A 16664-nucleotide genomic window follows, 5' to 3' on the forward strand; every position below is an offset into this window, starting at 1 on the left:
CTGGAACCGATCAGTGATCCGCGCCCGGGCCCGCCTTCGCGCTGAACGGCGGACGTGCCAGCCAGACCACCACGATCAGGCTGAGGAACACCCATCCCAGCATGTGGAACACCTCGTTGAACGAGATCTGGTACGCCTGCTGGTTGATCAGCTGCTCCAGCAGGCCGTTGCTTGCCTGTCCCGTCACGCCCGCGGCCTGCAGCGCCGCCTGCGGCGAGCTGTCGTACGGCGTGATGTGCTCGGTCAGGTGCGCGTGGTGCACGATGGCGCGGTGATCCCACAGGAAGGTGGTGAGCGACGCCGAAAAGCTCGCGCCCAGCGTGCGCAGGAAGGTCGCCAGGCCGCCGCCCGCGGCGATCTCGTTGGGCAGCAGGTCCGACAGCAGGATCGTGGTCACCGGCATGAAGAACAGCGCCACGCCCAGGCCCTGGATGAACTGCGCGCCCGCCACGTGCCAGAAGTCGATCTGCGTGAAGAACTCCGAGCGCATGAAGCATGTGGCGCCCATCACCAGGAACGCGCACGAGGCCAGCAGGCGCATGTCGGTGCGCGGCGCGTACTTGCCCACGATGAAGGTCAGCATCACCGGCAGGATGCCCAGCGGCGCGGCGGCGAAACCCGCCCAGGTGGAGGTGTAGCCGATGTTCCGTTGCAGCCACTGCGGCACCAGCAGGCCGATGGCGAAGAACGCCGCGTAGGCCAGCACCAGCGCAATCGTGCCGGTGCGGAAGTTGTGGTGGCGCAGCAGGCGCAGGTTGACGATGGGTTCCTTGTCGGTGAGTTCCCAGATCAGGAACACCGCCAGCGCGATGACCGACACGATGGTGGTGATCACGATGAATTGCGAGCTGAACCAGTCCTCGTCATTGCCCTTGTCGAGCACGATCTGCAAGGCGCCCACGCCCACGATCAGGGTGATGAGGCCGACGTAGTCCATCTTCGGCCGCATGGTCACGTCCACGCGGCCCTTCATCTGATTCGCCACCACCGTGCTGGCGAAGATGCCGATGGGCACATTGATGAAGAAGATCCACGGCCACGAATAGTTGTCGGTGATCCAGCCGCCCAGTATCGGGCCCGCAATGGGCGCCACCACCGTCACCATCGCCAGCAGCGCCAGCGCCATGCCTCGTTTCGCGGGTGGATAGATGGAGATCAGCAGGCTCTGCGTGATCGGATACATCGGGCCGGCCACGGCGCCCTGCAGCGCGCGGAACAGGATCAGCATCGGCATGCTCTGCGCGAGGCCGCACAGGAAGGAGGCGATCGAGAACAGCAGCGTCGACCAGATGAACAGCTTCACCTCGCCAAAACGGCGCGTGAGGAAGCCGGTGAGCGGCAGCGCGATGGCCGTGCTCACCGCGAAGGAGGTGATGACCCAGGTGCTCTGGTTGACGCTCACGCCGAGGTTGCCGGCAATCGTCGGCAGCGACACGTTCGCGATCGTCGTGTCCAGCACCTGCATGAAGGTCGCCAACGAGAGGCCGACGGTGGTCAGCGCCAGGTTGGGCGGACGGAAATCTTGGCTCATCGCACGGTTAACCTGCGGAATGAAGGGTGTGTCCGCTTCGAGCAAGGCATCGAAGCGGCTTCTGCTTTTTGCTCGTCATTCCGGTGCACCCGGGGCGCGCAGGAACGACGCTTGGAATGAAAAGCGTGGCTGGCATGGATGGCGATGCAGCGCCTCCACGCCAGCCACAAACTGCTTACTGCTTCTGGCCTTCGCCGGCACCGGCCATGTTCGCGTGGATGATTTCCGCGATCATGCCGTCGGCCTTGGCCAGCTGTTCCTTGTACACGTCGGTCTTGAAGGCCGGCTGCGTCGGCGCCTGGTTGGCGAGCAGCAGGCCCTTCTGGTCGTGCAGGTTCACTTCCACCTTGGTCGACAGGCCGATGCGCAGCGGATGGTCTTCCAGCTGCTTCGCATCGGTGAAGAACACGCGCACCGGCACGCGCTGCACGATCTTGATCCAGTTGCCGGTGGCGTTCTGCGCCGGCAGCAGCGAGAACGCGCTGCCCGTGCCCACGCCCAGGCTCTGCACGGTGCCCTTGTAGGTCACGCTGCCGCCGTACACGTCGGCGCGGATCTCCACCGGCTGGCCGATGCGCATGTTGGTGAGCTGCGTTTCCTTGAAGTTGGCGTCGATCCACACCTCATGCAGCGGCACCACGGCCATCAGCGGCGTGCCCGGGGCCACGCGCTGGCCCAGCTGCACCGAACGCTTGGCGACGTAGCCGTCCACCGGCGCGACGATCGAGGTGCGCACGTCGTCGAGGTAGGCGGCGCGCAGGCGGGCAGCGGCCGTCTGGACGTCCGGATGCGAGGCGACGACGGTGTCGTCCACCAGCACCTTGTTGGTCTGCAACTGCTGCTGCGCGGTGGTCAGGGCGCTCTGCGCGCTGGTCAGCGCATCGAGCGCGTGCGACAGCTCTTCCGCCGAGATCGCGCCGGACTTGGCCAGGTCGCGGCGGCGGTTGTAGTCGGCCTGCGCCTTGTCCACGGCGGTCTTGCGCACGGCCACTTCGGCCTGGGCGCCGCTGACGTTGCTGTACAGGCCGCGCACCTTGCGCACCGTGCTGGCCAGGTTGGCGCGTGCCTGCTGCAGCGCGACGTCGGCGTCGGCCGGGTCGAGCTTCACCAGCACGTCGCCGGCATGCACCAGGTCGCCGTCGTCGGCGCCGATGGTGATCACCGAACCGGGCACCTGCGGGGTGATCTGCACGACGTTGCCGTTGACGTAGGCGTCGTCGGTCTCTTCATACCAACGGCCTTCGAGGAAGTACCACAGGCCCCAGCCGATGGCGGCAAGCACCACCACGGCCGCGAGCGCGCGCAGCAGGAAGCCTCGACGGCTCTTGGGAGGTTGGGCGGCCGCGTTCTCGGCCGCAAGCGGGGTTTGGCTAGACATGGGGGCAGCCTTTTTCTAAGTGCTCAAAGCGAATGATCGGGGGAAGTCTGGGCGGCGACGTCGGCCGTGCCCTGCGGACGGAAACCGCCGCCGAGGGCCTGGATCAGCTGCACCGACAGATCGACCTGCTGCGACTGCAGCGCGGCAAGGCGTTCCTGCGCGGCGAGCAGCTGCTGGCGCACGATCAGCGCCTCCAGGTAGCTGCCGACGCCCGCCTTGTAGCGCTGCTGGGAAAGCTGCCACGCCTGCGTGGCGGCATCCACTGCGCGCCGCTGGGCGGCGACCTGTTCCTGCGCGGACTGCACGGCGTCGTAGCCGTCGGCCACTTCGTTCACCGCGCGCACCAGGGTCTGGTTGTACTGCGCCACGGCCTCGTCGTACTGCGCGTCCTTGGCGGAAAGGTTCGAGCGCAGGCGGCCGCCGTCGAAGATCGGCAGGCTCAGCGAGGGGCCGAAGGTGTAGAAGCGCGCCGGCAGCTGCAGCGGGTTGATGCTGCCGAACGCGGCCACGCCGGCCATGGCGCTGATGCTCACGTTGGGCAGGAACTGGGTCTTGGCGACCTTGATCTCCTTGCCCGCCGATTCCACGCGCCAGCGCGCGGCGACGATGTCGGCGCGATGGCCGAGCAGTTCGGTCGACAGGTCCGCCGGCGCGGTCAGCGCGGCCGGCGAGAGCATCTGCGGACGGCCGATGTCCAGGCCGCGATCCGGGCCCTTGCCCAGCAGCACGGACAGCGAGGAACGAGCGGCGTCGATGGCGCGGTTGGCCGCGGCCACCTGCTGATCGGCGTTGGCCACTTCGGTGTCGCTCTGCTTGAGCTGCAACTGGTTGTCGAGGCCGGCGGACACGCGCTGCTGCGTCAGCTGGCGGGCCGTAGTGGCGCGCTCGTGCTCGGCCCTGGCTACGTCCTGCTGCGCATAGGCATAGGACAGCTGCACATAGGCGCGGGCCACGTTGGTGGACAGCTCGATGCGCGCGGCCTGCTGCTCGATCTCGGCCGCGCGCTGCATGCCCACGGCGGCTTCCCACGCGGCGCGCTTGCCGCCCCACAGGTCCAGGCCCCAGCTGAAGCTGGCGCGGGCGTCCTTGAACCAGGTGAACTTGCCGCCGCCCAGTTCCGGCGGTGCGGCGGTGAGTGGCAGGCGCTGGCCGATCACGTTGGCGCCGGCGGTCACGCTGGGGCCGCGGTCCGCATCGGCCGCGCCGGCTTCGGCCTGCGCCTGGCGGGCGCGGGCGTCGGCCACGGCGAGGGTGGGGTTGTCCTTCAGCGCTTCGGCGATCAGGGCGGACAGCTGCGGGTCGCCCAGGCCGGTCCACCAGTCGTTGGCGGGCCAGGCGGCGGGGGACAGCGCGACGCCGGACAGGCTGCGATCGGCCTTCAGCGAAGAGGCATCGGTCAGCGCGCCCTCCGGATGCAGGCCGCCGCTGCTGACGCATCCCGCCAGCGCGAGGGAGAGTCCGGTGGCTGCCGCAATGATTTGCAGACGCATGGGCTTGGTTTCCAGAAAGGTGAAACGGATCAATGGATGTCGCGGAGCGCGACCAGCACGCGTTCCAGGTAATCGCGCAGCTGTTCGCGTTCGGTCGGATCGAGCGCCTTTTGGGCGGCGTCCAGCACCCGGTCGTTGCAGGGCGTGATCTGCCGCCACATGGCGTCGCCGGCGGGCGTCAGCTCGATGCGCAGGGCGCGGCGATCCTGCTGGTGCGGCAGGCGGCGCAGCAATCCCTTGCCTTCAAGCTGGTCGAGCTGGCGGGTCATCGCGCCACCGTCCAGTTCCACCGCGCGGGCCAGTTCGCTGGCCGACATCGGGCCCATGTAGGCCAGGCGCTTGAGGATCAGGAACTGGGTGAAGCGCAGGTCCGCGCCCGACGCCTGAAGCTCGGCTTCCATCTTGCGGACCAGTTCGCTACGGACCAGCCCGATGAGGACGCCGATGCTGTCCTGCGGGTACGAGGGAGGGTTGGAGGGGCTCATGGACCCGGCATTCTATTGCCGGAAATATATTTGTCAAGGCAAATATGTTCTCGATAGATTTTGCCTGAACAAAATTTGGAGCCGCCTCAATGAGCTCCCTCCCGCAACTCGTCGTTCAACCAGGTACGCAAGGCCGGGTCGCGCAACTCGAACAGCTCGAACACGCCCAGCGCCCGCAGGGTGGGCAGCAGGGCGAGCACCCGCGTTTCCATCGCGCGGCGGGCGGCTTCGGGGGTGTCGGGGTCCAGCATCTGGTGGGCACAGGCCACGAACGCCTCCAGCGGGGCGGTCTCGGCGGTAGGCATGCGTAGGGCAATCATCGACATGGGCTCTCCCTTCGGCGCCTGGGGGCGGCGTCGCTGGCTTCAGTGAGGACGTGTGTCGGGGTGCGGGCGTGACGGCGCCGGATCAAGCAGGAGGAATGGCACAGGCGGAGGAACCGCGACCGACAGCACGTTCGTCACCGCGAGCGGCGGCAGCGGTGAGAAACGGAGCAGCATGATTGAGCAGGCGCGGGGATTACTGTTAGCGTTATTTGGTCAAAGTTTGTCGAGAATCGGCCATGGGCCATGTAGCGGATAAAGACGAGGCGCGGTTCCACGCCCTGATCGAGCGCCTGGACGGGCCACCCGTGATCGCCTACTGGACCGAGGGCGAGGCCTCGAGCGAGTACAGCGACAACACGCGCCAATACGGCTGGCATTCCCATGCGCGCGGGCAGCTGTACTGCGTGGAAAGCGGCTTGGTGCACGTGCGCACGGCGCACGGTTCATGGCTGCTGCCGCCCCACCGCGCGGGCTGGATGCCGGCGGGCGTGGAGCACACCGTTACCCTCAACGGCTCCATGAGCGGCTGGGGCGTGTTCATCACCCCGCTGGAATGCGGTTGCCTGCCCGCCGAGCCGTGCGTCATCGCCGTCACCGAACTGATGCGCGCCCTGGTGCGCCGCGCCAGCACCTGGGTGTGGGAGCGGGAACTGGACGAAAGCCAGGAACGCATCAGCCGGGTTCTGCTGGAAGAAATCTGCCGCGCGCGACACGAGCCCCTGCACCTGCCCATGCCGACCGATCGCCGCGCACTGCGCATTGCCGTGGCGCTGCTGGAAAACCCCAACGACAACCGCGGCCTGGACGACTGGGCCGCCTGGGCCGGCCTGTCCCCGCGCAGCCTCAGCCGCCTGTTCCGCAGCGAAACGGCCTTGAGCTTTGCGCAGTGGCGCCAGCTGGCGCGGCTGACGCGCGGCCTGGAACGACTCGCCGATGGCGAGCCTGTATCTGTAGTGGCGGATGCGCTGGGCTATGCCAGCGTGAGCGCGTTCGTGGCGATGTTCCGGCGCAGCTTCGGGCAGCCGCCGGCGAGGTATTTCGCGACGCAGTCGGCGCAGTGACCGGGCGGGTCAATTCCCGCCCTCACTCCTCCAGCGCGGCGGCCGGCACCCGATCCACGTCCTCGCTTGGCAGGCAGCCCGGCACGACGGCGTCGGCCTTGAACATCCACCACTCGCGCCGGTTCGCGTGGCCCAGGCTGATGGCCTTGCTGCGGTCGACGCACTGGGCCATCACGCCATCGAGCGCGAACAGCCAGCGATGCGCGGGATCTTCCGCCTGCCACTTCACCGCGGCGGCGTACTGGTCGTGCCACGGCCGGGTGAAGCCGAAATCCGTCGCGGGACGGTCGAGCATCAGCAGGTTCTGCTCCTTCCACGCGACCATGCCGAGCTGGTCGCCCGCCGGCAGCCGCTCGCGCACGTCCTGCATCAGGCCGGCGGCGGAGCTGGAATCGTTGAGGATGGGATAGGCCCACAGGCTCCACACCAGCCACATCGCCGCCATGCCGCCCGCCACGGCGGCCACGGCGCGGCGCACGCGCAGCGTGGCGATCAGCAGCAGCTGGATCACGCCGATGGTGATGGCCATCCACCACAGCGCATGACCGCCATCCTCGAAACCGCGCGCGGTGGCGAACTCGCTGGCGAACTTCGGATGCGCCACCAGCGCCGCCGTGCCCACGCCCAGCATCGCCGCACCCATGATGCCGATGAATGTGAGGCCCGCGATGCGCAGCCAGCGCTTCTGCAGCAATTCACCGAGATAAGGCGCGGTGACCAGCGCCAGCATCGGCAGCGCCGGCATGATGTACACGTCGCGCTTGCCCTTGGGGATCGAGAAGAACACCAGCAGCAGCACGATCCAGCCCAGCGGCAACAAGATGCGCGCGTCCTTCGCCTTCAGCGCCTGCCACCAGCGCGGCAGCGTGCCGGGATAGGTCAGCGACAGCGGCAGCCAGGTGAACAGCACGATGGGCACGTAGTACAGCGTGTTGTGGTGGTGATCCCACGACTTGCTGTAACGGCCGGCCGTCTGGTGGAACAGGATGTCGTTGACGTAGGCGGCATAGGCCGGGTCGCCCGTATGCGCCTTCGCGCCGAGCAGCATCGGCACCAGCCACAGCGACATCGCCAGCAGCAACGCGACCAGGCCCAGCGCCCAGCGCCACCAGGCGCCCTCGCCCATGCGCGATACGCCGTTCCATTGCCCGAACGCGGCGACCAGATACGGCACCAGCAGAAGCAGCGCGAGCACGCCCACGCCCTTGGTGATCACGCCCAGGCCCGCGCAGAAACAGCCGAACCAGAAGGCTCGCCAGTTCGGGCCCTTCAACATATGGATCAACAGGCCCCAGTTCGCCGCGGTGATGTAGAACATCACCAGCGGATCGATCTGCGCGCGCTTGGTCTGGTAGACGAACTGGAACGTGATGAGCAGCGCCGACGCGGCATACAGGCCCACCTGCCGATTCCACAGGCGACGTCCCAGGTCGTACACCAAGGCCAGGCAACCGAGCGCGGCCAGCAGCGAGGGCAGCAGGAAGGCGAGGCGCCAGCTGCGCAGCACGGTATAGCTGGCGGCCTCCAGCCAGAACAGCATGGGCGGCTTGTCCGAATACAGCTCGCTGCCGCGATGCGGGAACAGCCAGTCGCCGCTTTCCACCATCTGCTTGGCGGCGAGCGCAAAGCGCGGCTCGTCGGACGGCCAGGGATCGCGCAGGCCCATGCCGGCGCCGATCACGATCAGCGCGATCAGCATCAGCAGCCAGAAGCGGCGGCGTTCCAGGGGTGTGGCTTCAGCGAAAACGGACATGCATCAATTCCGGGAGGCGGCACAGCCGCGTCGCAAACCAAGGGGCCGACGCTTCAGCGTGTGCTGGCGGGCGGCTCAGGCCTTCTCAAGGACGGCATAGTACATGCCGTCGAGATCGCCATCGCCGGGCAGCACCTGCCAGCCCACGGCGGCGGCCTGGCCCACCGGCAAGGTGAAGGCCACGGCGCGGGCGTCCGCCTGGGTCTTCAGCCACTCGCCGACGATGGCGTCGTTTTCCGCGCGCAGCATCGAACAGGTGATGTAGACGAGCCGCCCGCCCGGCGCGAGCAAGGGCCACAGCGCGGCGAGGATGCGGCGCTGCTGCGCGGCGAGCGGTGCGATATCGCTTTCGCGGCGATGCAGGCGCACATCCGGCCGCCGGCGCAGCACGCCGGTGGCCGAGCATGGGGCGTCGATCAGGATGCGGTCGAACGGCTTGCCATCCCACCACTCCGTTGGTTCGCCGGCATCGCCGATCACCAGCTTGGCCGACAGGCCGAGCCGCTCCAGGTTCTGGGTGATGCGCTGCGCCCGCTTGGCATCGAACTCCAGCGCGGTGAGCGCCACGTCCGCGCGTTCGAGCACATGGCAGGCCTTGCCGCCGGGCGCGGCGCAGGCGTCCAGCACGCGCTGCCCGTCGCGAAGATCGGCAAGGTCGGCGGCGATCTGCGCCGCGCCGTCCTGCACCGCGAACTCGCCGGCGACGAAGCCCGGCAGGCGGGTGACATCGGTGCTGTGCGGCAGCACGATGCCGTCGGCGAGCCAGTCGTGGGCTTCGGCCGTATAGCCGTCCGAACGCAGGCGGTCGATCAGCGACTCGCGCGTGGTGCGGCGCCGGTTCACGCGCAGCATCAGCGGCGGCTCGACATTGTCGGCCGCCATCACGGCATCGGCCTGTTCCGGCCAGTCGCGCGCCAGCGCCTTGGCCAGCCACGCGGGATGCGCGTGGCGCGTCTGCGGCTTGGCATCCAGCGCGGCGAGCAGGGTTTCGCGCTCGCGCTGCCAGCGCCGCAGCACGGCGTTGACCAGCCCTGCCATGCGCGGGCGCTGCATGGCGCGCGTGGCCTGCACCGTCGCGGCCACGGCGGCGTACTCGGGCAACTGCAGGATTTCCAGCTGCACCAGGCCGAGCACCAGCAACGCGTGCACCGCCGGCTCCTTCTGCCGCAGCGGCTTTGCCAGCAGCCGGTCGAGCACCGCATCGAAGCGCAGCCACCAGCGCGCGCCGTCGCTGAGCAAGGCCATCAGCAGCGCGCGATCGCGGCTGTCGGCGAGCTTGGGCGCGTGCCGCTCCATCGCATCGCGCAGCGAGGCGCCGCGCAGGGCGACGTCGGCGAGGGCTTGGGCGGCGAGGGCGCGGGTGTCAGTCATGCAGGAAAACAGGAGAGAGAAGTGAGTAGTGAGAGGGCGCAATGGCAGCCAGAGGGCATTCTCTCACTCCTCACTACTCTTCACTCACTTCTCGCCCTTACCGCGTTGAGGTAATCCGCTGCGGTAATGCGCTTGCCGCCGGCGCGCTGCAGCGCCGTGACGCGCAGTGCCCCATCACCGCAAGCGATGTCGATGCCATCGCGGCTCATGCCGATCACCGCGCCCGGCACGCCCTTCCCTTCGACAGCCCGCGCTGCCCAGATACGCAGCATCTCGCCGCCGATCTCGCCCTCGGCCACCGGCCACGGATCGAAAGCGCGCACCTGGCGCTCCAGTTCGATGGCGGGGCGGGTGAAATCGAGCCGCGCCTCGGCCTTGTCCAGCTTGTGCGCGTAGGTCACGCCTTCCTCGGGCTGCGGTCGTGGCGGCAGGGTTTCGCCGGCGATGGCGCGGGCCAGGCCTTCGGTCAAAACATCGGCGCCCAGTGCGGCGAGGCGGTCGTGCAGGGTGCCGCCGGTGTCGTCGCGGGAGATCGGCGTACGGCGTTCCAGCAGCACGGGGCCGGTGTCCAGCCCGGCTTCCATCTGCATCAGGTCTACGCCGCTCTCGGCATCGCCGGCGAGGATGGCGCGCTGGATCGGCGCCGCCCCGCGCCAGCGGGGCAGCAGGCTGGCGTGCACGTTCCAGCAGCCCAGGCGTGGAATGGCCAGCACCTTGCGCGGAAGGATCAGGCCGTAGGCCACCACCACCATCAGGTCGGGCGCGTATGCGGCAAGCTTCGCGCGGGCTTCCTCGGACTTGAGCGATTCGGGTTGTTCGACCGGAATGCCCGCGGCGACGGCGGCTTCCTTCACCGGGCTGGGCGTCAGCTTGCGGCCGCGCCCGGCCGGGCGATCCGGCTGCGTGTAGACGGCCACCACCTCGGCGCCGCTGGCGCGGCAGGCTTCGAGGCAGGGAACGGAGAATTCGGGAGTGCCCGCGAAAACGACGCGGAGCTTCAAGCGCTGGCCGCCTGCTTGCGCTGCTTTTCCATGCGCTTGAGCAGCATGGAGCGCTTGAGCGGCGAGAGGTAATCCACGAACACCTTGCCGGCGAGGTGATCCATCTCGTGCTGGATGCACACGGCCAGCGGGCCTTCGAACTCGCGCACGACTTCGCTACCGTCCACGTCGTTGGCCTTCACCTTCACCTTGAGGGCGCGGGTGACGTCGGCATAGATGCCGGGGAACGAGAGGCAGCCTTCCTGATAGACCTGGGCGCCGTCCTTCTCCAGGATCTGCGCATTGATCAGCACGATGGGCTGGTTGCGCTCGTCGCTCATGTCAGCCACCAGCACCTGCCGATGCACGTTGACCTGGGTGGCGGCCAGGCCGACACCATTGGCGTCATACATGGTCTCGAACATATCGGCCACGAACTGCTTGAGTTCGGCGTCGAACACGCGCACGGGTTCGGCCTTGGTGCGCAGGCGAGGATCGGGAAATTCGAGAATGGTCAGGATGGACATCAGCTTTTACCTCGGCGTCGAAACTGCGGGCGAATCGGTGAAAACCAAGCCCCGACGCACTTTAGAATGGCCTTTATTGTACGCCGCCAAGCCCGTGTCTGGCATGCCGTTTTGCCAACTGGTCACGGTTGCGTGAACAAGTTGTTCGGTTACACTCGCCCGAGCGTCGGGGGATGGGGGATTCCCGTTTATGATCAGAAAGTCCATTGGGCTGCTGGCCGGCATGCTGGTCACGGTGGCCGTTTACGCTGCGGGCGCGCAATTGCGTGCCGATCACCCCGATACCTATACGGTGAAAAAGGGCGACACGCTCTGGGCGATTTCCGCGCGTTTTCTTTCCAAGCCGTGGCTGTGGCCGGAGATCTGGCAGGCCAATCCGCAAGTGCAGAACCCGCACCTGATCTACCCGGGTGACGTGCTCAATCTTTCCTTTGCCAATGGCCCGCGCCTGGGCCTGCAGCCGCGCGTGCGCGCCGAGGGCGATGCGATTCCGGCCATTCCGCTGGAGCAGCTGCAGACCTTCCTCAAGGAAATGCGCGTCCTCAATTCCAACGAGGTGAAGTCGCTGCCGTACGTGGTCGGCTTCGAGGAAGCGGACCTGCGCGGCACCGTGGGCAAGAACGTCTACGTGCGCAACCTGTCGGCGGAACCCGGCCAGCGTTTCGTGATCGTGCGTCCCACGCAGACCTTCCGCGACTTCGACGCCAAAAAGGGTCGCGACAACGGTTCGGACCTGGTGGCGCATCCGCTGGACAGCAACGTGTCCTTGGTGCGTACGCCGTGGAAGGAAGACTTCCGCGCCGACGGCCACTACGGCCACGGCCAGGACATCGGCACCGAGGTCACCGTGATCGGCCGCGCCGAAGTGCTGCGCACCGGCGATCCGTCCACCCTGCTCCTGCTCGACTCCACCATGGAGATCAACAAGGGTGATCGCCTGCTGCCGGTCGACGACAAGCCGTACGACGCCTACTACTACCCGCATGCGCCCAAGTCGGTGCCGAACAACGCGCGCGTCATCGCGTTCGCCGACGCCTACGACGCGGTGGGCCCGCATCAGGTGGTGGCGTTGAACATCGGTGCGCAGGATGGCGTGGACAACGGCCAGACCTATTCGATCTACCAGCCGGGTGAAACCATCGCGGACGACGTGGCCAGCGACAGCTGGGATCGCGGCACCGGCAAGAAGGTCACGCTGCCGCAGGAGTTCGTCGGCCACGTGATGGTGTTCCGCACCTTCGACCGCGTCAGCTACGGCCTGATCATGGACGGCCTGCGCCCGGTCCACCGGCACGACAAGCTCGAGTTGCCGGAATAAGCCCCGGCGGCACAGGACGACAGTACGGCGCGGCCAAGACCGCGCCGTTTTTTTTGGGGCGCGCGCTAGGCTGGGCGGTCATGAACGAACCGTCCCTGCTTCGCACCTGGCTGACCCTGCTGCGCACGCCGCGCCTGGGTCCGGGCGCCCTGCGCGAACAACTCGGCGCGCACGGCGGTCGCATCGATGCCGTGCTCAGCGCGCTCCGGCAGCGCCTGCCCACCCTGCCCGACGACACGCGCCGCTGGCTGGAACGCCCGGACGAGCGGCGCCTCGACGACGACCTCGCCTGGCTGGCGCAACCCGGCCACCGCCTGCTGCTGGCGGCGGACGAGGACTTCCCGCCCCTGCTGGAAACCATCCCGCAGCCGCCCGTCGCCCTGTTCGTGGCCGGCGACGCCAGCCTGCTGCTGCATCCGCAGCTGGCCATCGTGGGCGCGCGGGCGGCGACACTGAGCGGGCGCACGCATGCGCGCGGCTTTGCGCAGGAGCTGGGGCAGGCGGGCTTCGCGATCACCAGCGGCATGGCCGATGGCATCGATGGCGCCGCGCATCTGGCCGCGCTGGACGCCGGCTTGCCCACGGTGGCCGTGATCGGCACCGGGCCGGATCGGGTCTACCCGGCCCGGCATCGCGCCCTGGCGCGCCGGCTGGTGGCCGAGGCGGTGATGGTCAGCGAATTTCCGCCCGGCACGCCCGCGCGCGCCGACCACTTTCCCCGCCGCAACCGGCTCATCGCCGGCCTGTCGCTGGGCACCCTGGTGATCGAGGCCGGCCTGCAGTCGGGTTCGCTGATCACCGCCCGGCTGGCGGCCGAACAGGGACGCGAGGTGTTCGCCTTGCCCGGTTCCATTCATAATCCGCTGGCTCAAGGCTGCCATCGGCTCATCCGCGATGGCGCGCGGCTGGTCGAAACGGCGGCTGAGATCGTGGAAGTGCTTGCTCCCGCTGCTGTCGCACTGGGTCATGAACTGGCGGGCCGGCTGGATCGGCTCGCCGTCGCGACCCCTCAAGGCATGGCATCCGAAGCCGATCCGTCCGTCCTGGCGCTGCTCGAGGCGCTCGGGCACGGGCCGGTCGCGCTCGCGGATCTGGCGGTCGACACCGGCAAGACTGTCGCGGAGCTTGCATCCGCGCTGGTGCTGCTGGAACTGGACGGCAGGGTCGAATCGTTGCCTGGCAACCGCTACCAGCGCTTGCCAGGGTAGCGAAAGCCGACGTGCGGCGCGCTTTCACATCGTTCAGCTTGACGGCGTCAGGCCGCCATGCCTTTAACTAAATATAGAAGCCGGCCCGGACAGGCCGGTCACAGATGGCGGATAGCGAGTTTCATGGCAAAGAACCTGCTCATCGTCGAGTCGCCGGCCAAGGCGAAGACGATCAACAAATACCTCGGCAAGGACTTCCAGGTCCTGGCTTCCTACGGCCACGTCCGTGACCTGAAGCCGAAGGAAGGGGCCGTGGACCCGGACAACGGCTTTGCCATGGCCTACGAGGTGATCGACCGCAACGAAAAGCACGTCGACGCCATCGCCAAGGCGGCCAAGGTGGCCGACGACATCTACCTCGCGACCGACTTGGATCGCGAAGGCGAGGCGATCTCCTGGCACATCAGCGAGATCCTCAAGGAGCGCGGGCTCACCAAGGGCAAGCACCTGCACCGCGTGGTGTTCTCCGAGATCACGCCCAAGGCGATCAAGGCCGCCGTGGCGGCGCCGCGCCAGCTCTCGCACGACCTGGTGGACGCCCAGCAGGCGCGCCGCGCGCTGGACTACCTGGTGGGCTTCAACCTGTCGCCGGTGCTGTGGCGCAAGGTGCAGCGCGGCCTGTCCGCCGGCCGCGTGCAGTCGCCCGCGCTGCGCATGATCGTGGAACGCGAGGAAGAGATCGAAGCCTTCGTGGCCCGCGAGTACTGGACCATCGAGGCCTCGCTGCGCCATCCCGAGGGCGATTTCTCGGCGCGCCTGACCAAGCTCAACGGCAAGAAGTTCGAGCAGTTCGACCTCACCAACGAACACGATGCGCTGGCCGCCCGCCACGCGCTGAAGGAAGCCGCACGCGGCCACCTCACCGTCAGCGAGGTCAGCAGCAAGGAGCGCAAGCGCCGTCCGGCGCCGCCGTTCACCACCTCCACGCTGCAGCAGGAAGCCGCGCGCAAGCTCGGCTTCTCCACCAGCCGCACCATGAAGGTGGCGCAGGGCCTGTACGAAGGCGTGTCGCTCGGCACCGAGGGCAACGTCGGCCTGATCACCTACATGCGTACCGACTCCGTGGCCCTCTCCGAGGATGCCGTGGGCGAGCTGCGCCAGCTGATCGCGCGCGACTACGGCAACAAGGCGCTGCCGGATCACGCGCAGGTCTACAAGTCCAAGTCCAAGAACGCGCAGGAAGCGCACGAGGCGATCCGCCCGACCTCGGCCATGCGCACGCCGCGCGAGGTCGCCTCATTCCTCAACGACGAGCAGCGCAAGCTCTACGAGCTGATCTGGAAGCGCACCGTCGCTTGCCAGATGATCCACGCGACCATGAACACTGTGTCGGTGGATTTCAACGTGCCGCACGTGAAGGGCGGCGACGCCGCGTTCCGTTCCACCGGCACCACCGTGGTCGACCCGGGCTTCCTCGCCGTGTACGAGGAAGGCCGCGACCAGAAGACAGCCGAGGACGATGACGAAGGCCGCCGCCTGCCCAAGCTCGACGTGGGCGAGCGCGTGGCGCTGCAGGACATCCTGGCCGACCAGCACTTCACCGAGCCGCCGCCGCGCTACTCCGAAGCGAGCCTGGTGAAGGCGCTGGAAGAGCACGGCATCGGCCGTCCGTCGACCTACGCCAGCATCATCCAGGTGCTGCTCAACCGCGAGTACGTGTTCCTCGACAGCCGCCGCTTCAAGCCGACGGACGTGGGCCGCGCGGTGAGCAAGTTCCTCACCGCGCACTTCACCCGCTACGTCGACTACGACTTCACCGCCAAGCTCGAGGACGAGCTGGACGCCGTGAGCCGTGGCGAGGAGCAGTGGGTGCCGCTGATGGAGCGCTTCTGGCAGCCGTTCAAGCAGCAGGTGGAAGAAAAGACCGAAACGGTCGACCGCAGCGAAGCCACCGGCGCGCGTGAGCTGGGCACCGATCCGAAATCCGGCAAGCCGGTGTCGGTGCGCCTGGGCCGCTACGGGCCGTACGCGCAGATCGGCGACAAGGACACCGACGAGAAGCTGCAGTTCGCCTCGCTGCGTCCCGGCACCAGCATGCACACCATCACGCTGGAGGAAGCGCTGGAGCTGTTCAAGCTGCCGCGCAAGCTCGGCCAGGCGGAGAACGGCGACGAGGTATCCGTGGGCGTGGGCCGCTTCGGTCCGTTCGTGAAGCAGGGCAGCACCTACGCTTCGCTCAAGGCGGAGGACGATCCGTACACCATCGAGCTGCCGCGCGCCCTGCAGATCGTGCAGGAAAAGCTGGAGATGCTCGCCAACCGCATCATCAAGGATTTCGGCAACGGCATTCAGGTGCTCAACGGCCGCTTTGGCCCGTACATCACCGACGGCGAGAAGAACGCGCGCATTCCCAAGGACCAGGAGCCGAAGGAACTCACCGAAGCGCAGTGCGCGGAACTGCTCGCCGCCGCGCCGGTGAAGAAGGGCCGCGGCGCGTTCAAGAAGACGGCGGCCAAGAAGGCCGCGGCCGAGAAGAAACCGGCGACGAAGAAGGCGGCGGCCAAGTCCACCACCCTGACGGCAGCCAAGAAGACTGCCGCCAAGAAGGCCGCGACCAAGAAGACCGCCACGAAGAAGACCGCGGCGAAAAAGGCCACCACCAAGGCCGCCACCAAGAAAGCCGCCGCCAAGAAGCCGGCGGACGCCTGAGTGACCGCACGCTTCACCCTGGCCGATCTGGATGCCGCCGCCGCGCTGATGCGCGACGGCGGTGTGCTGGCGTATCCCACCGAAGCGGTCTACGGGCTGGGCTGCGATCCGCACAACCTGGCGGCGTTCGAGCGCCTGTTCGCCCTCAAGCAGCGTCCGCCGACCCAGGGCGTTCTCCTGATCGGCGCCGACTTCGCCCAGGTCGAGCCCTATATCGATCTCGCCGCCGTGCCCGCTGAGGTGCTGGCGCAGGTGCAGGAGAGCTGGCCCGGGCCCTTTACCTGGATCTTCCCGCGCTCCCCGCGGGTGCCTGACTGGGTTGCCGGCGCGCATGCCGGCATCGCCCTGCGCGTGACCGCGCACGAACCGGCCGCCGCGCTGTGTCGCGCGTTCGGTGCCGCCCTGGTATCCACCAGCGCCAACCCCCACGGGCAGCCGCCCGCGCGCAGCGCCGAGGTCGCCGCCGGCTATTTCGGCCCGGCGCTGGACGGCCTGCTCGACGCGCCGCTGGGCGACCAGGCGCGGCCCTCGGTCATACGCGACGCGTTGACGGGCGCTATCATTCGCTCTTGATCGAGAGCCCGGAC

Annotated in this window: 14 protein-coding genes; 5 read left to right on the forward strand and 9 right to left on the reverse strand. The window is 68.0% G+C overall.

The window, feature by feature from the left end; translation table 11 throughout:
- Positions 1-10 precede the first annotated feature (10 nt).
- The 5 genes from BDW41_RS14880 to BDW41_RS14900 form a co-directional block, all read right to left on the reverse strand.
- Complete coding sequence (locus BDW41_RS14880; RefSeq protein WP_074552075.1) at positions 11-1531, reverse strand: DHA2 family efflux MFS transporter permease subunit; 1521 nt, start codon at positions 1529-1531, stop codon at positions 11-13.
- A gap of 175 nt (positions 1532-1706) precedes the next feature.
- Positions 1707-2909, reverse strand: a complete 1203-nt coding sequence (locus BDW41_RS14885; RefSeq protein WP_074552051.1) for an HlyD family efflux transporter periplasmic adaptor subunit — start codon at positions 2907-2909, stop codon at positions 1707-1709.
- 23 nt (positions 2910-2932) lie between these two features.
- Complete coding sequence (locus BDW41_RS14890; protein WP_074552074.1) at positions 2933-4399, reverse strand: efflux transporter outer membrane subunit; 1467 nt, start codon at positions 4397-4399, stop codon at positions 2933-2935.
- Between the two features lie 29 nt (positions 4400-4428).
- On the reverse strand, positions 4429-4884 hold the full coding sequence (locus BDW41_RS14895; protein ID WP_074552050.1) for a MarR family transcriptional regulator: 456 nt from the start codon (positions 4882-4884) through the stop codon (positions 4429-4431).
- A gap of 86 nt (positions 4885-4970) precedes the next feature.
- Positions 4971-5210 (reverse strand): hypothetical protein, encoded by a 240-nt coding sequence (locus BDW41_RS14900; RefSeq protein ID WP_074552049.1) that lies wholly within the window; start codon positions 5208-5210, stop codon positions 4971-4973.
- 236 nt (positions 5211-5446) lie between these two features.
- Between BDW41_RS14900 and BDW41_RS14905 the strand changes: the two genes are divergently transcribed.
- The gene (locus BDW41_RS14905; protein WP_074552048.1) at positions 5447-6271 is read left to right on the forward strand and encodes a helix-turn-helix transcriptional regulator; all 825 of its coding nucleotides are present in this window, start codon (positions 5447-5449) and stop codon (positions 6269-6271) included.
- A 22-nt stretch (positions 6272-6293) separates the two neighbouring features.
- On the opposite strand, the gene BDW41_RS14910 is transcribed toward BDW41_RS14905, so the two are convergent.
- The 4 genes from BDW41_RS14910 to def form a co-directional block, all read right to left on the reverse strand.
- The gene (locus tag BDW41_RS14910; RefSeq protein ID WP_074552047.1) at positions 6294-8024 is read right to left on the reverse strand and encodes a glycosyltransferase family 39 protein; all 1731 of its coding nucleotides are present in this window, start codon (positions 8022-8024) and stop codon (positions 6294-6296) included.
- Positions 8025-8099: 75 nt separating this feature from the next.
- Complete coding sequence (rsmB, locus tag BDW41_RS14915) at positions 8100-9395, reverse strand: 16S rRNA (cytosine(967)-C(5))-methyltransferase RsmB (RefSeq protein ID WP_074552046.1); 1296 nt, start codon at positions 9393-9395, stop codon at positions 8100-8102.
- 80 nt (positions 9396-9475) lie between these two features.
- Positions 9476-10396, reverse strand: a complete 921-nt coding sequence (fmt, locus tag BDW41_RS14920; protein WP_074552045.1) for a methionyl-tRNA formyltransferase — start codon at positions 10394-10396, stop codon at positions 9476-9478.
- Complete coding sequence (gene def, locus BDW41_RS14925) at positions 10393-10902, reverse strand: peptide deformylase (protein WP_074552044.1); 510 nt, start codon at positions 10900-10902, stop codon at positions 10393-10395. Before def ends, fmt begins: the two co-directional genes overlap by 4 nt.
- A gap of 190 nt (positions 10903-11092) precedes the next feature.
- Between def and BDW41_RS14930 the strand changes: the two genes are divergently transcribed.
- The 4 genes from BDW41_RS14930 to BDW41_RS14945 all read left to right on the forward strand — a co-directional run bounded on the left by BDW41_RS14930 (position 11093) and on the right by BDW41_RS14945 (position 16650).
- The gene (locus BDW41_RS14930; protein WP_074552043.1) at positions 11093-12220 is read left to right on the forward strand and encodes a LysM peptidoglycan-binding domain-containing protein; all 1128 of its coding nucleotides are present in this window, start codon (positions 11093-11095) and stop codon (positions 12218-12220) included.
- Positions 12221-12300: 80 nt separating this feature from the next.
- Positions 12301-13428: a DNA-processing protein DprA gene (gene dprA, locus BDW41_RS14935; RefSeq protein ID WP_074552042.1), complete on the forward strand. Its 1128-nt coding sequence runs from the start codon at positions 12301-12303 to the stop codon at positions 13426-13428.
- Between the two features lie 123 nt (positions 13429-13551).
- Complete coding sequence (locus BDW41_RS14940) at positions 13552-16077, forward strand: DNA topoisomerase I (RefSeq protein ID WP_074552041.1); 2526 nt, start codon at positions 13552-13554, stop codon at positions 16075-16077.
- Positions 16078-16650 (forward strand): Sua5/YciO/YrdC/YwlC family protein, encoded by a 573-nt coding sequence (locus BDW41_RS14945; RefSeq protein WP_110301618.1) that lies wholly within the window; start codon positions 16078-16080, stop codon positions 16648-16650. It abuts the gene before it with no gap.
- Positions 16651-16664: the final 14 nt, after the last annotated feature.

It is taken from the genome of Dyella sp. AtDHG13 (genome assembly GCF_003201105.1).
Classification (GTDB): Bacteria; Pseudomonadota; Gammaproteobacteria; order Xanthomonadales; family Rhodanobacteraceae; genus Dyella; species Dyella jiangningensis_B.